This is a genomic window from Clostridium polynesiense (genome assembly GCF_000820705.1).
GTDB lineage: Bacteria > Bacillota > Clostridia > Clostridiales > Clostridiaceae > Clostridium_AA > Clostridium_AA polynesiense.
The window spans coordinates 1-15744 of record NZ_CCXI01000042.1; the positions used below are offsets into that span (position 1 = coordinate 1).

Annotated in this window: 18 protein-coding genes; 16 read left to right on the forward strand and 2 right to left on the reverse strand. The window is 31.4% G+C overall.

Annotated features, from left to right (window positions below):
* Positions 1-68: 68 nt before the first annotated feature.
* The 14 genes from TA89_RS04170 to TA89_RS04230 all read left to right on the forward strand — a co-directional run bounded on the left by TA89_RS04170 (position 69) and on the right by TA89_RS04230 (position 11662).
* Positions 69-1136, forward strand: coding sequence for an extracellular solute-binding protein (locus TA89_RS04170; protein ID WP_040211117.1), 1068 nt, complete (start codon positions 69-71; stop codon positions 1134-1136).
* 116 nt (positions 1137-1252) lie between these two features.
* Positions 1253-2362 (forward strand): ABC transporter ATP-binding protein, encoded by a 1110-nt coding sequence (locus tag TA89_RS04175; protein WP_040211120.1) that lies wholly within the window; start codon positions 1253-1255, stop codon positions 2360-2362.
* Positions 2352-2837 (forward strand): ABC transporter permease, encoded by a 486-nt coding sequence (locus tag TA89_RS19340; protein ID WP_479723470.1) that lies wholly within the window; start codon positions 2352-2354, stop codon positions 2835-2837. Before TA89_RS04175 ends, TA89_RS19340 begins: the two co-directional genes overlap by 11 nt.
* Positions 2838-2860: 23 nt before the next feature.
* Positions 2861-4015: an ABC transporter permease gene (locus TA89_RS04180; protein WP_479723471.1), complete on the forward strand. Its 1155-nt coding sequence runs from the start codon at positions 2861-2863 to the stop codon at positions 4013-4015.
* A gap of 64 nt (positions 4016-4079) precedes the next feature.
* Positions 4080-5786 (forward strand): sensor histidine kinase, encoded by a 1707-nt coding sequence (locus tag TA89_RS04185; RefSeq protein ID WP_040211122.1) that lies wholly within the window; start codon positions 4080-4082, stop codon positions 5784-5786.
* Positions 5779-6570, forward strand: coding sequence for a response regulator transcription factor (locus TA89_RS04190; protein ID WP_040211123.1), 792 nt, complete (start codon positions 5779-5781; stop codon positions 6568-6570). Before TA89_RS04185 ends, TA89_RS04190 begins: the two co-directional genes overlap by 8 nt.
* Before the next feature lie 87 nt (positions 6571-6657).
* The gene (locus tag TA89_RS04195; protein WP_242850073.1) at positions 6658-7095 is read left to right on the forward strand and encodes a winged helix-turn-helix transcriptional regulator; all 438 of its coding nucleotides are present in this window, start codon (positions 6658-6660) and stop codon (positions 7093-7095) included.
* A gap of 15 nt (positions 7096-7110) precedes the next feature.
* A complete protein-coding gene (locus TA89_RS04200) occupies positions 7111-7677 on the forward strand; it encodes a class I SAM-dependent methyltransferase (RefSeq protein WP_040211126.1) in 567 nt (188 codons plus the stop codon).
* Positions 7678-7688: 11 nt separating this feature from the next.
* Positions 7689-7931, forward strand: coding sequence for a hypothetical protein (locus TA89_RS04205; RefSeq protein WP_052447316.1), 243 nt, complete (start codon positions 7689-7691; stop codon positions 7929-7931).
* A gap of 193 nt (positions 7932-8124) precedes the next feature.
* Positions 8125-8373: an HTH domain-containing protein gene (locus TA89_RS04210; RefSeq protein WP_040211127.1), complete on the forward strand. Its 249-nt coding sequence runs from the start codon at positions 8125-8127 to the stop codon at positions 8371-8373.
* Positions 8374-8399: 26 nt separating this feature from the next.
* Entirely contained in the window at positions 8400-9065 is a 666-nt protein-coding gene (locus tag TA89_RS04215) for a PTS transporter subunit IIC (RefSeq protein WP_242850075.1), read from the forward strand.
* Positions 9066-9122: 57 nt separating this feature from the next.
* The gene (locus TA89_RS04220; protein ID WP_040211128.1) at positions 9123-9866 is read left to right on the forward strand and encodes a sugar isomerase domain-containing protein; all 744 of its coding nucleotides are present in this window, start codon (positions 9123-9125) and stop codon (positions 9864-9866) included.
* A gap of 340 nt (positions 9867-10206) precedes the next feature.
* Positions 10207-11013 carry a cation diffusion facilitator family transporter gene (locus tag TA89_RS04225; protein ID WP_040211130.1) on the forward strand — a complete coding sequence of 269 codons (807 nt, stop codon included), beginning with the start codon at positions 10207-10209 and terminating at the stop codon, positions 11011-11013.
* A gap of 106 nt (positions 11014-11119) precedes the next feature.
* Positions 11120-11662, forward strand: coding sequence for a flavodoxin domain-containing protein (locus TA89_RS04230; protein WP_040211131.1), 543 nt, complete (start codon positions 11120-11122; stop codon positions 11660-11662).
* Positions 11663-11718: 56 nt separating this feature from the next.
* On the opposite strand, the gene TA89_RS04235 is transcribed toward TA89_RS04230, so the two are convergent.
* The gene (locus tag TA89_RS04235) at positions 11719-12723 is read right to left on the reverse strand and encodes an anti-sigma factor domain-containing protein (RefSeq protein ID WP_040211132.1); all 1005 of its coding nucleotides are present in this window, start codon (positions 12721-12723) and stop codon (positions 11719-11721) included.
* 10 nt (positions 12724-12733) lie between these two features.
* Positions 12734-13396: a sigma factor gene (locus TA89_RS04240; RefSeq protein ID WP_040211133.1), complete on the reverse strand. Its 663-nt coding sequence runs from the start codon at positions 13394-13396 to the stop codon at positions 12734-12736.
* Positions 13397-13867: 471 nt separating this feature from the next.
* On the opposite strand from TA89_RS04240, the gene TA89_RS17615 reads away from it, so the two are divergent.
* Both TA89_RS17615 and TA89_RS04250 read left to right on the forward strand, forming a co-directional pair.
* Positions 13868-14605, forward strand: coding sequence for a CAP domain-containing protein (locus TA89_RS17615; RefSeq protein ID WP_052447317.1), 738 nt, complete (start codon positions 13868-13870; stop codon positions 14603-14605).
* Positions 14606-14716: 111 nt separating this feature from the next.
* On the forward strand, positions 14717-15736 hold the full coding sequence (locus TA89_RS04250; RefSeq protein WP_040211134.1) for a 3'-5' exonuclease: 1020 nt from the start codon (positions 14717-14719) through the stop codon (positions 15734-15736).
* Positions 15737-15744 lie beyond the last annotated feature (8 nt).

Consider the following 15744-nt stretch of genomic DNA (forward strand, 5'->3'; position numbering starts at 1 on the left):
TTTTATCGGATAGACAACAATATTATATGAAGTAAAATAAAATTAATATAAACTTTAGGAGGGAAATAATGATGACTTTAAAGAAAACGGCATTAAGCTTGGCGATTATCCTTGCGGCATCAACAGCTTTAACGGCATGTGGGACAAGCAATTCTGGAGAAAAGGAAAAGAAAGGCTCCGATGCTTCAAAGGAAAACGTTTTAGTAGTTTATACAGCTAGAAGCGAAAGCTTAATTAATTTGGTCATTCCTAACTTTGAAAAAGATACCGGAATTAAAGTGGAAACAGTGGTAGCAGGCACCGGAGAGCTTCAAAAAAGAGTAGAATCGGAAAAGAATAATCCTCTTGGAGATATTTTATGGGCAGGAGATGAAACCATGCTTTCTTCTTCAAAGCATTTATTTGAAAAGTATGTTTCTCCTGAGGATGTGAATATGCAGGATTCCTTTAAAAATAAATCAGGCTATTTTTCACCTTGCTTTGCAGATCCAACTGTATTTATAGTTAATAAGAATCTAAAGGGAGACATGAAAATTGAAGGCTTTGAAGATTTATTAAAGCCTGAATTAAAAGGAAAGATAATCTTTGGGGATCCAACAAGCTCCAGTTCAGCATTTCAATCATTGGTGGCAATGACCTATGCTATGGGTAAAAATGAAGATCCAATGTCAGAAGAAGCTTGGAATTACGTAGATAAGTTTCTAAAAAATCTAGATGGTAAAATGGCTAAGAGCTCAGGACAAGTGCATAAAAGTGTAGCTGATGGGGAATATGTAGTGGGATTAACTTGGGAGGATCCTGTAGCCAATTATGTTAAAAATGGTGCTCCAGTGGAGGTAGTGTTCCCAAAAGAAGGCGCAATTTTTCCTGGTGAATCCGTACAAATCATAAAAGGAGCCAAAAAATTGGAAAATGCTAAGAAATTCGTAGACTATCTTCTTTCAGAAAAGGTTCAGAATGACGTAGGAACACAATTAACCGTAAGACCTCTTAGAAAAAATGCTAAATTAGCCTCTTATATGATTCCCTTTGATAAGATAAAACTATTTGAAAAATATGATGAAGCATGGGTGGCTGAAAATAAAAATGCAATTACTGCTAAGTTTTCCAAGCATATTGAAAAATCACAAGATTAATTATCTATAATACTTTAATTAATAGGGGCTTTGACACTAAGCTGAAAGTTTAGGTGATAAAAGCTCCTTTATTATACTATTATCAAATTTTAAGTAGAAAGGTATAGGTAGCTGATATGAGTGTATCCATTAATATAAATGATGTAACTAAAAAGTATGGTAATGATATAGTGATTAACGGGTTATCCTTAAAGATACGTCCGGGAGAATTTTTTACTCTCCTTGGACCTTCAGGATGTGGAAAAACTACTCTTTTAAGGATGATTATAGGTTTCAACACTATTGAAGCAGGAACCATTGAGATAGATGACAAGGTAGTTAACGATATACCTACTAACAAAAGAAATATGGGGATGGTGTTTCAAAATTATGCTATATTTCCTCATATGTCTGTTAAAGATAATGTAGCATTTGGATTGAAAAACAGAAAAGTATCTAAAGCAGATATTGATAGACAAGTTGATGAGATACTAAAGATAGTGAAGATTGATCATTTAAAGGATAGAATGCCTGTAAAGCTTTCAGGAGGCCAGCAGCAGCGTGTAGCACTGGCAAGGGCATTAGTAATACATCCAGAGGTTTTGCTTATGGATGAACCTTTATCAAATCTAGATGCCAAATTAAGAGTGGAAATGCGCAATGTTATAAAAAAAATACACAATCAAATCGGTGTGACTACTGTGTATGTTACTCATGACCAGGAGGAAGCTCTAGCAATATCGGACAGGATAGCTATTATGAATAATGGGCATATACAGCAGATAGGAAATCCTAAAGATATTTATCAAAGACCTGCAAATATATTTGTATCAACTTTTATAGGAGTTTCAAATATACTAGAAGGTAAAATTCTTCTTGGAAACAATGGAGAAAAAAGAGTTCTTCTGGAGGACTCTTATTTTGAAGAAATGGATAACATTATAGGTACAGTGGAAGATGGACAAGAGGTTTTATTATCAGTGCGACCGGAAGAATTTATTATCAGTAATAACAAAGAAGGGCTAAAGGCAACTGTTAAAAGTAGTGTATTTTTGGGAGTAACAATTCATTATTTTGTCGAATTATCAAATGGGCAGGAAGCTGAGGTTATACAGATTTCAGAATTACAGGACATTATACCTGATAACAGCGAAATATATCTAAAAGCAGATAGAAGCAGGATTAATGTATATGATAAAGAGAGTAATAATTCACTTATAAAGGAGGTAGGCTTCCTTGGAGTATAGTGGAAAGAAGGAAATTAATATATGGAAGGTGTTCACCATCGCCATTTTAATAATATTTTCTTTATTTATAATATACCCTTTAATTTTAGTATTATATAAAAGTGTCGTGGAGCCGGAATCCGGACGACTAACCTTAGATTATTTCAAAAAATTCTTCATGAGAAAATACTATTGGAGCACCCTTGTAAACAGCTTCAAAGTGACTGTTGTAGCTACTTCCCTATCCGTAGCTATAGGCCTCCCTATGGCTTATATACTTAGAAGCGTTAAGATTAAAGGGAGTGGAATTTTAGATATACTTATAGTAATTTCATATTTATCACCACCCTTTATAGGAGCTTATGCGTGGATTCAGCTATTAGGGAGAAATGGTGTTATTACTAAAGTGATAAATTCCATATTTAATATTCACTTAAACGGAATATACGGCTTTGCCGGAATAGTTTTGGTATTTACCCTGCATCATTTCCTCTAGTATATATCTATATTTCCGGGGCATTGAAAAATTTGGATAATTCATTAAATGAAGCTGCTGAAAGCCTTGGATGCACAGGAATAAAAAGACTGGTTAAGATTATTATGCCACTGGTAATGCCTACGGTATTAGCAAGCTCCTTACTAGTTTTTATGAGGGTTTTAGCAGATTTTGGTACCCCTATGCTTATTGGAGAAGGCTATAGGACTATGCCTGTGCTTATATATGGACAGTTCATGGGAGAAGTTGGAGGAGATGATGGCTTTGCGGCTGCCTTGTGCATAATTATTATAATCGTTACTATAGCTTTATTTATAATACAAAGGATGCTGGCAAACTATAATTCATATTCCATGACCGCTTTGAAGCCTATGACCGCTGTAAAGGCTAAAGGCTTTAAAAATATAATAAGTCATTTATTTGTTTATAGTATTGTATTGCTTGCAATTCTTCCTCAGCTGGTGGTTATATATACCTCCTTCTTAAAGAGCAATGGTGGTCAGGTATTTACTGGAGGTTTTTCTCTTCAAAGCTACAACGCAACATTATTTTCCAAGGACAACTCAGCTATATGGAATACTTATAAATTTGGTATTGCCGCTATTGCAATAATTATTATTCTTGGAATTTTGATTTCATATTTAACTGTAAGAAAGAAAAATGTTCTAACCTTCATATTAGATATAATAGTTATGTTTCCATATATTGTACCAGGCTCTGTGCTAGGGATAGCTTTTTTATTTGCTTTTGGTGAGAAACCTCTGCTGTTAAGCGGAACGGTAATAATAATGGTAATCTCATATGCCATTAGAAGGCTGCCTTATACTGTTCGTTCAAGCACAGCGATTATAAGTCAGATAAGTCCAAGCATAGAAGAGGCTGCAATCAGTTTAGGTGCATCTGAGGTAAAATCCTTTGCCAAAATTACAGTGCCTATGATGATGCCTGGAGTTATAGCAGGAGCTATAATGAGCTGGGTGACAGTAATAAGCGAATTAAGCTCATCAATTATATTATATACAAATAAAACTCAAACCCTTACAGTAGCTATTTACACAGAAGTTATAAGGGGAAATTACGGAAATGCAGCAGCATATTCTACAATTTTAACCTTAACTTCAGTGATATCTTTACTTCTATTCTTCAAGCTTACTGGGAAAAGGGAAATAAGCATATAATGGTTTTTGCTTTCTGTAAACTTCCATTCATGTTATAATTATCTTGTGCTGGGTGGTGAAAAAATTGAGCAACGAAAAGAAGTTTAGAGATTTTTTGAAGAAATCCTTTATATGGTATGCAATAATTGTAATTTTTATAATAATATTATTATTTATAGGTTATATGATTCTAAATATAAAGATGTTTACAATAGACAAAAACAGAAATTATAACGCTGAGATTGAGAAAGCCGTTAACGAGGAGCTACATAGATATACTGATAGCATAGATGCATTAGCAGAGAACAGTATTGTAAAAGGAGTTCTAACAGAGGATTACGAAGCTACTGAGGTAAACAAGCTTTTGTATGGGTTCTGTAATAACCAGCAGATAAAATCCAACTTTATTCTTCTGGATAAAAGTAAAAATATAATTTCCACCAATTTATATAAAAATAATGAAGCGTTATTCCTTTTAAGCAATGACATGAAGGACATAATTTCTAAAACAGAAAATTCTTCTCAATATGCACACCGCTCAATAAGCAGCATAAATTATGATAATGGACAAAACTCAAACTATGTTTTCTCTAAGGCCATAAAAAATAATAATGAAATAATGGGATATATATTCCTGGATTGGAGAGAGGATAGCTTAAATTTACTTATTAATAATAATGATGTAGATATTACTGTAATATTAGATAAATTCGATAATGTAATATTTTCTACCCACAGAATGCTCATTGACTCTATCGGTAAGTTTAAGACAAATAATATCAGTGAAAACATAATTGAAGTAAACAATAAATTATATTATATTACTTCAAAAGATTTATATGATAAAGATATAAAGATAATGACCATGAGTTCTGTGATGTTTCAGAAACAGCTTTTTATATTTGGATGCTTATTTCTGTTCTTTATTAGCTTATTTATGATAATTTTGGTTTTGATACTGGCAGATAAAGTAACAACTAGAAACATGCGCTCAATGGATGAACTCTTAGGTGCTGTTAGCGAATTGAAGAGTGGAAACCTGGATTATAGAATTGAGTATCAGACTTTTCACGAATTTCAAACCTTATATAGTGAATTCAATGTAATGGTTTCCAAAGTCCAGGAGCTTGTTAAATATAACAACGAATTAGCTGATCGAAAGAGATTCATGGAGGTTAAACATCTGGAATCTCAGTTTAATCCTCATTTTTTGTATAATGTTATGGAAACTTTAAGATATGAAATAATACTAGATCCTCAGAGAGCGTCACAAATGGTGGTTGCCTTTGCCAATCTAATGAGATACAGGTTAAATTACGGAAGTACTCAGGTAGCTCTGAAAACAGATATAGAATATATGAAGGATTATTTAATGATACAAAAAATGAGATTCAGCAATAGGTTTGAATATTATTTACATATTGATGAAGAGATTCTTCAGAGCAAAGTTCCAAAGCTTCTCATACAGCCAATCATAGAGAACAGTATAATTCATGGAATGGAGGATACTGAATTCTTAACTCTAGTTATTACAGGTAGAGCTTTAAAAGATAATATTGAGATTATTATTGAAGACGATGGAAAAGGAATTAAAGATGATGAGCTAAACATTCTTAAAAATATCATAGAAGAAGAAAATCAATCCTCCAGTCATATAGGATTATACAATGTACATAGAACTATTAAATTAATTTATGGAAATAATTATGGATTAGATATTCAGAGTACTTATTTAAAAGGGACAAAAATAACCATTAAAATTCCATTAATAGAAGGTGAAGCAGTTGTATAAAGTAATTATTGTTGAAGATGAAGAGATCCTCCGAAAGGGTTTGCTTTTCATGGTGGATTGGACCAAGGTTAATTGTATAGTGGCCGGTGAAGCCAGCAATGGTATTGAAGGGCTAGAACTAATAAAAGAGGTTAAACCTGACATAGTTATAACAGATGTTAAGATGCCTTTTAAGGATGGATTGAGGATGCTGGAGGAAAGTATGGAGGAATTCTGCTACGAAACTATAGTTTTATCAGGTTACGGAGAATTTGAATATGCCAAAAAGGCTATAACCTTAAATGTAACAGAATATCTTTTAAAGCCAATAAATTTTGATCTTCTCTATAATGCCATTGTAAAGATTGAAGATAAGATAGATAAGAAACAGAGAATTCAGGGATATGTCCAGCTCTTAAATGATAACCTTTTGTACAATAAGTTACTTGATATGAGCTACTATAAAACTGAAAATATAAAAAATAAGTATGTTTCTAAAATGATAAATTATATAAAAGAAAACTACAGTAATAAAATTTCTCTTACAGATCTAAGTTTAGAATATAATTTATCCTATGTTTATCTAAACACAAAATTTAAAGAAGGAACAGGATACACTTTTAATGATTTTTTAAATAGGTATAGAATATTGCAATCTATTAGGCTGCTCAAAGAAAATAATATGAGAGTTTATGAAATTGCTGAAGTTGTAGGTTTTCAGGATTATAAGTATTTTATTCAGGTGTTTAAGAAATATATAGGGTGTTCCCCTATAAAATTTATGAATTCACATGTTTCTAATTAATTGAATTGACTTAATAGTATAATAACTTTATAATAAGTAGTAACTTTAAAAAGTAAAGTTACTACTTTTTATTTTTTAAATTTGTGTATGAGTGCGGGAGATGATATCTTGAAATCCTCTTATGATTTCCAATGTAATTTAGCTCAGACCCTAAATATTATAGGAGATAAATGGACATTATTAGTGCTTCATAGGATATATAACAATAAAAGTACATTTAAAGAGCTGCAGCAGGACCTTAAGCCTATTCCCACTAATATTTTATCCGACAGAATAAAGGCTTTAGAAAAGCATGAACTAATAATTTCTGTTCTTTATAATGAGCATCCTCCAAGATACAAATATAGAGTTACAGAAAAGGGCAGGGATTTCAGGCATGTTTTTAATGCTATGATTTTATGGGCAAATAAGTATTTAGATATGTGTAGTAAAACTGTAAGACATCATCAATGTGAAGGTGAGGTTGACATAAGATATTACTGTGCCGATTGTGATGAATATGTTGAAGATTTAATAGTAAAATGATGAGGAGGTAAGCAATTGCATAAATTTCATATAAAAAATTTAAAAAAATTAGACAATCCAGAGAGAAGAAAATCAATGCCGCCGGAAGAAATATTAAATAGATTTAATATTGGAGACAAAGGTACCTTTCTTGATGTAGGCTGTGGAATCGGATATTTTACATTACCTGCAGCAAAAATTTTAAAAAAAGGTTTGGCTATAGGTATAGATATAAGTGACGATATGCTTAAAGTTGCTAAAGAAAGAAATGAGTCTTTAGATAATTTAATATTCAAATTAAGTGGAGAAAACTTTTTTCCTGTGGAGGATAAATCAATAGATTATGTTTTTATATCCAATGTTTTTCACGAGGTTGAGGACAGGGCTGCTTTCATTAATGAGATAAAAAGAGTAGTAAAAACCCATGGAAAAGTACTTATAATAGACTGGGAGAAAAGAGATATGGAAATGGGGCCTCCAGCTAAAATAAGAATCAGCTTAGAAGAAATGAAAAAAATCTTTGAAGAAAGTGACTTTAAGTTTGTAGAAGAAATCCCAATTAACAATGAACACTATGGTCTGAAATTTCGGGAACAGCATTAATGGAGGTATATATGAAAAACTACTTTGATAAAATAAGTAATTATTTACTATATATAGGGATGCTTATAGGAGCATATGGTTTTTATGTAATATATATAAGCAGAGCAGGACTCCCGGAGGGAGCATGCCCCATTGAAGACAACCGCCCTATAATGTTTGTTTCCATTGGATTTCTTATAGCGTCTTTAATATTTTCCTTTGCCTCTGATTATTATAAGAAAAAATATGGTAACACAAATAAATCGAAAGAATAACACTTAAAAGCTTTAGCATGCAAGCGTAAAAAGATTATCTGTAAATAGCTTAACTATTTTAGATAGTCTTTTTTACTTTTTCTTAATTATTAAATTGCCACATTTATTGAAAGCTTTTTGGATTTTTTAACCTTTACCCTTTATATATAATGAGGTTAAAGATCTCCAAGAAGTTTAGAAAAGAGGGATGCATATGATTACATTGACAAAAAGACAAAAAAATATAATCAGATACCTTCTTGAATTGGAGGATTTTATAAGAATTAAAAATATAGCATTGACTTTCGATGTTAGCGAAAGGACTTTAAGATATGACCTAGATATCATAGAAGCCTATCTAAAGGAAATAAAAGGTGTATTAATTAGAAAACCAAGGATGGGCATCATGATTGAAGACAGAGATGAGTTGAAAAATAAATTAAAGATGATTCATTTACTTTAGGTCATCCCACAGTAGGATTATCCTTAATTGCTGGATATGTAGGCAAGTTCTTTGGAAATAAGAATAAATCCACGGAAGATATAAAATTTCCAAAGCAGCTTGAATTTTTAAAAGAAATAACCATAACCTCATCCTTGGTAATGTTTCTCGTGTATGTTGTTGTAGGATTTATATTAGGCGGAGAGCAGGCTTCAAAGGTTTTCAGTGCAGATAAGAATCTGATTATATTTTCCTTAATGCAGGGAGTATTATTCGGAGCAGGATTAACCATATTATTAACTGGTGTGAGAATGATGCTTGCGGAAATTATTCCAGCCTTTAAAGGAATTTCTTATAAAGTGATACCTAATGCTGTTCCTGCATTAGATGCCCCAATTATTTTTCCCTATGCACCTAATGCAGTGATAATTGGTTTCCTTGTGTCTATGGTTACTTCCATAATAACTTTAGTGATTCTTGGTAATACCGGGATATTTCAATATGCTGTTCTTTCACTTACTATAACTTGTTTCTTCGAAATAGGCACAGCTGCGGTAATAGGTAATGGAACCGGGGGATTGAGAGGAGCTGTCTTAGGATCAGCAGTAACTGGTGTTGTTATGATTCTTTTAGTTGGTTTTTCAGTACCTCTTCTTAAAAATACCATCTCCGATTGGATATTAATATTTGGAGGAAATGACTTTTCTTTATAGACAATAATAGTTAGAGCTTTTGGAAAGCTATTTGGCATGTAGAATAGGAGGAATATTATGAGTAAGTATGTAGAAGGGTATTTTAATCACGTAAAAGAAATAACGGATAAAGTGTATAAAAGTCAAAAAGAAAATATAGATAAGGCTGCTGAACTCTTTGCTGAGACCATTGAAGGAGGAGGAACAATTTATGCCTTCGGAGCCTCACATGCAGGTATCTTAACAGAAGAGCTATTTTATAGAACAGGTGGACTAGCTTTAATTAATCCAATATTTAATCCTACCCTGATGTTAAATACGAGACCTGTCACACTTACATCACAAATGGAGCGTTTAGAAGGTTTCGGCACAGAAATATTAAAGTCCACCAATATAAAAAAGGGTGATGTACTTCTTATACACTCTGTGTCCGGAAGAAATCCGGTCTCTATTGACATGGCTTTAGAGGCGAAAAAGTTAGGTGCAAAAGTCATAGTTATATCAAATATCGATTACTCAAAAAAGGTCACTTCAAGACATTCATCAAAGAAGCTTTTATACGAAACAGAAGATTTAGTAATAGATAACTGCGGAGACTTTGAAGACTCCAGTACTCTGATTGAAGGTATGGAGCAAAAGGTGGGTCCAACCTCCACAGCTGTTGGGGCGGTTATTGTAAATTCGATAGTTATAAGTGTTGTAGAAAAACTTCTTGAGAAGGGGATAACTCCACCGGTATTTCATAGTGCAAATGTAGATGGAGGAGACGAATTTAACACAAAGCTATTTGAAGAGTATAGGAGTGGAATATTCTATCAATAAACAGCTTCTTTTATATAAAGTGATATAAAATGTAAATTAAAAGCATAATAAGTACTTATATAATATATATATAAGTATTTTTATGCTTTTAATTTTTTATTCTTCTACAGATAGTCAGCCTTAAGGTTAATATTATTAGATATTTTGATGAGTCTTATAATATGCATAATTCCCTTATAATATAATTATGTAAATTTTAAGGAATAAATAATATTATTACATTTGAAAGAATGGAGAGGTATATATGTATAAAGAAAAAAAATTACTGAAATTATCTACTTTTGCGGCGTTATTATTCGCCTTTTTAGGAATTACCTGGGGATGAACAATACAGTCCGAAATGATACTTTTTGACGGGCTTTATTCAGGAATAAGCGTTATGCTTTCAGCATTATCACTGTATGCAAGCAAATTTATAAGCAAGAGTGATTATAATAGGTTTCCCTTTGGCAAAGTCATGATTGAGCCTTTAGTTATACTAGTAAAATCCTTAGCGTTATTTATACTTTGTGTATATGCATTATTAGGATCCGTAATGGAGCTGCTTTCAGGAGGAAATTCCGTTAATTATAATTCTGCATTAATATATGCTTTCATATCTACTATAGGCTGTACAGTAGTGTATCTATATATCAGTGTTAAAGGAAAAAAGATTTCCTCTGACATTATAAAGCTGGAAGGATCACAGTGGCTAATGGACGCGCTTCTTAGTGCGGCTGTATTAGTAGGGTTCCTGCTGGTTTTTATAATTGAAAAAACCTCCTTTAGCTATATCAATAAATATATAGATCCTCTAATGGTTTTGATGGCTTCAGGTATATTTTTAACTCAGCCTTTAAAAACCATAATAAGCAGCTTTAAAGAGGTATTAAATGTTAAAGCAGATAATGAAATCAGTGAGGAACTAAATAAGGTAGTTAAGAAAATTGAAGATGAATATAATTTTGAAAATTCCATAGCTAGAGTGGTTAAGATAGGGAGATCCTTAAGAGTAGAGGTGGATTTCATTTTAAATTCACGTTCAAAACTGAAAAGCTTTGAAGAAATAGATATTTTGAGAGAAGAAATCAATAATGCTGTGAAGAGCAGTGAATATGAAGTATGGCTCAATGTATCTATTACAGGAGATGAAAAATGGGCTGTATAAATTAAACTTTAAATTGATATGAATCAAAGTAAATATGCTATAATAAAAGTAGAAAATATGAGAGCAGAAGATTTATAATGGTAGAAATTAATGGTAGGGGGAAGCTATGAGTAATATAGCGGTAGTTTATAAATCCAGGTACGGAAGCACTGAGACTTATGCCAGATGGATAGCAGAGGAGACCCAGGGAGATTTACTCACTTATGATGAAGCATCCTTAGATAAACTTTTGGAATATGACATTATTATCTACGGAGGAGGACTTTATGCAGGAGGAATGCTCGGATTTAAAAGAATTAAAAGGCACTATAATCAATTGAAAAGTAAAAAAATAGTGGTTTTCTCTGTAGGAGCATCCCGAAGTACAAAAGAGGTAGTGGAAGATGTGAAAAATCACAACTTTACAGAAGAAATGAAATCTAATATAGAATTGTTTCATTTAAGGGGAGCTTTGAATTACCAAAAAATGAATTTCTTTGATAGATTTCTTATGTTTATGCTGAAAAAATCTATTGAAAGAAAGACAGTGGAAGATAGAGATGAAGATGCTAAAGCATTGCTGGCTACTTATGGAAAGTCAGTGGATTTTAAGAACTCCAAAAATATACACCCTATAACAGAATTTATAAAAAGATTATCTATAAGTTAGGAAATAAAAAGCAGAGATATATGTTTCTCTGCTTTTTTATTTCTAGGTTATCAGTTTCAGTTTTCATCCTCAGTATCGCTATTTAAATCAGATTCTGAATCATCGGTCTCAGAGTCCTGTGTTTCAGAAGATGCATCATCATCCTGTTCTGAGGAGTTATCATCTTCCACTGAAGAATCCTCCTCATGTGCTGAAGAACCCTCATCATCATCTTCTTCTATCTTATTTGAGACTTCCTTTTCGTCATCTTCAATATCCTGATTTTCCTCCTCTTTATCTTCTATTTTGTCATTTAGCTCATCCATAATTTCATCTACCATTTCAGAATTCCAATAGGTGACGGAGCTGTATTTCTTAAGCATCATAATAAGCTCATCTATATCTTTGTTTTCTATTTCATCCTCAAGATCATCTTTAGACAATGTTTTTTCAGCCTGATATAAACCTAGGCTTAGACCTTTGAGTTCAGATTCGGATATATCCTTATCGTTTCCTTTTATATAAACAATTTCTGAATCTTTAAAATTATTTACGAGGATTTTTTTGATATATTTTTCATATTCAGTATCATTAACGTCATTATGAAATGCAAATCCGATTATCATAGACTTATTACCTTGTGACTTTAAAAGGTTTTTTAGGACTTCAGAAGCCTCATCAAAATTCTTGCCCTTTAGCTGGTTTAGTTCTATAATTTCTCCTTGAGGATTTTTACCATTGATGCTTATAATTTTTTTCTCCCTATCCAGATTCATTTTTACTGAGGAATTATTATCTAAGGATAAAGTAGCATAAGCCTGTGCAGCTATCCTACTTGGAAGTATAGGTATTATAAATACTATTAACAGTAGTGCTGCTATTGCTGTATTTTTCAAAAGCTTTCTGTAATTAAACAATGAAACTGTTTTTTTGTATTCTTTATATATATCCTCCTCTAAAAAAAGTATTGTTTCTCCTATTTTAAGACCCTCTTTGTATTTAATTCTAATAATAGAGCCGTCGTTCTTCATTACTAAAGCATAAGGTTTTCTTATCTCCATGACAATTGCTTTATAATACATTCTATCACCTCTAATTTTTTATCCACAGGATAAGGTTTCTATATTTCCTGAAGAAAATTATAATAACGGATAGTATGAAGAATTTGCTTCTTTTAAGTATTTTTTCTGTAACTAAATATTTAAGAGATATTTTTTTTATAGGAAGACGTTTTTTTTCGAAAATAAAAGAAGTTAGATCTGCATCCTCGCTCACTTTTTCGGATACTTCTACTGCTCTTTTTCTTGTATCTTTATGCTTAGGAGCGGAATCTACCAACAATTCCATAGTGATTCCAAAATCTTTTAAATCCTCCTTGAACCTATAGATTTCTGTTCTTAATATACTTTTATCTTCTATTGGATTCTCTATAATATCTGGTACATCAAAACCCTGTTCAACTAATTTATCTAAGGAAATGGTATCCTGATACTTGTTTTCTTTTGCTAAGTAATTTTTTATTCTGCTTTCAATAACAAGTTTTGCGAAAGATAAAAAGCTGCCTCGCTCCTCATCATACTTATCCATAGCTTCTGCAAAGGCCATAAGCCCTATGCTTAGTTCTTCATCATTTTCTAAGGATATATATCTTCCGGTTACAGAGCTTATAGTAGAAATGATAAAAGGCAGATGCTCTTTAATCATATTATCCATATTCTTGTTATCAACTTTGCTTTTATCTAAGGATGATACCATAGTAACCTCTACCTTCTTTTTTCATTGACATTATTATGTATATATTATCTCTGAAGAATCTGTATGGATTCTTATCCCGGTTATTCTCTATCTTTTCATTATAAAATACCAAGTATATATTTTTTTTCGGTACTTTTTATATAAAATTAACAATAATTTTTTTCATTGAATTCCCTAAAACATTACGTTAATTTTAACCTCTGATATGTTTACTAATAAAAATGAATGTCGTACATATATTTTATAGAGAAAAAATAATAAAATTAAAGATGAATTTAAATTTATTATACTAAAACCTGAAAATTATGTCGACCTTGGTTGATTTAGATTAATATTGAAATGGTAACTTTGCAGTGCTATTATAAAAACGATATATATAAATTTACTGATTAATTAAATAATATAAAATATGGTTAAAAATAGTCATTAATTTATTCATATACTCTATAGGTTGTTATAAGGAGAATAATGATGGGCCCAAAAAAGATTTTTGTTATGTTAGCTTCTATAGTTTTATTTTTTACAGTAGTGATTATTACTTTCACAGCTGGCAGTATTAAAGAAACTGAAGGTACCACAGATAAAATGGAAGATAAAGAAGCTAACTATAAGAACTATAAAGACGAGGGATATGTTAACATAAATAATATTTCTCATGAAGAAGAGAATGAAAATACTTGTAAGGAAATTAAAAAAATTGAACTAAAAAAAACACGAAATGCTGAAAAGTCTAACAAAGGAACAACAGAAATAAAACCCTTACCTGAAAATTTAAATGTGGTTTATGATTCTGAAGTGGAAAATGAAATAATAAGACTTGTTAATTATCTCAGGAAGGAAAATGGATTATCTATTCTTAAATATGATAGTTTATTGCAAAAATCAGCAAGATATAAATCTAATTCTATGATACAGCTTCGATATTTTGGACATCCTAATCCAAATTATGATAATAAAGGGGCTGCGCATCTTTTATTTCATATATTTAAATTGGATGCTGCATTTGCAGGAGAGAATATCGCTATGAAATCTGATTTTCACCCAGAAGACCTCACTGCTGAAGTAATGTTTAACCTTTGGATGAACTCCCCTCCGCATAAGACAGCTATGCTTAATCCAAAATATAGTAGGATCGGGGTTGGAGTTGCTGTAACCAACACATCAAATGGCCTTACTAAAATGTATGGTACACAGCACTTTGCAAATTAATAATTGCTTTGTGTTTTTTGCCAGGTGCCTGGCACCTGACAAAAATATAATAGATGAAATTATAAAAGTTTGGTATACTCACTTTAGTACAATTGATTAAAGGTGAAATCGATGAAGATTAATAAGGATATTGAATGCAAAGCAGCAGCATATATAAATATTACAAAGCAGAAGGGTAATCATCTGGGTGAGCTTCTTATAATAAGCAATATCACAAAAGAACCACTATTTTATAAAGGTTTAACCATGAAGAATAAGAGTTTTATTGAAGCATTCTCAGCAGTATATTATAAACTATTAAAAAAGATTAAAAACCTTAAGGAGTCTGGAATTATAAAACCAAATGAGTTTATAACTATTTCAGTACAAAATAAAAGCATCATAAAGGAAGTTGATAATTTTATAAAGGAAGAAGGAGCTTTTTTATATGATGATATAATATCATTTCAAAGGGATATTGAAGGTATATCTCTGGTGTATAATCCTAAAATAAAAACATTGATAAATAAGTTTAAAAAAGTTAAAGATAACTCTTTTAAATATCATTATAGCAATAAAAATATTCAGGAAAATTACCGCGGATTAATATTTTTGGATTTAGAAATAAACTATTCTAAAAAATCACCTAACGGTGAAGTGGTGAGTATTGGAGCTATTAAAACAGATAAAAACTATGAGATCATAGATTCTTTTTATAGACTTATTAAACCTAGAATAGATAGCACTCTTAGTGAAAGGTGCAGAGAGATAACAAAGCTTAAACAGAAGGACATTGACAGTTCCAAAAGTTTTGAAGAAGTGTTTACAGAGTTTCATAAATTTTGCGGTAAAGGTAAATATCTATTTGTAGCCTGGAGTACTGCTGACGTCAGAGTTATCAAGTCTAATAATAAGCTTGGAGGCTTCAGACTTGAAATTGTAAACCAAATAAGAAAAAACTACTGGGATTTTCAGCAAACTTTTTCTTATGAGTATATTAAAAAGAAGAATGTAATATCATTAGATAAGGCACTAAAAATATTTAATATAGAATTTAATGGTATAAGGCATAATGCTTTGGATGACACATTAAATTTGTACAGAGTATTTAAAGCGTGGGAATCCAGTGGTAAAAAATCAAAAGTTATATAATTAAGTTA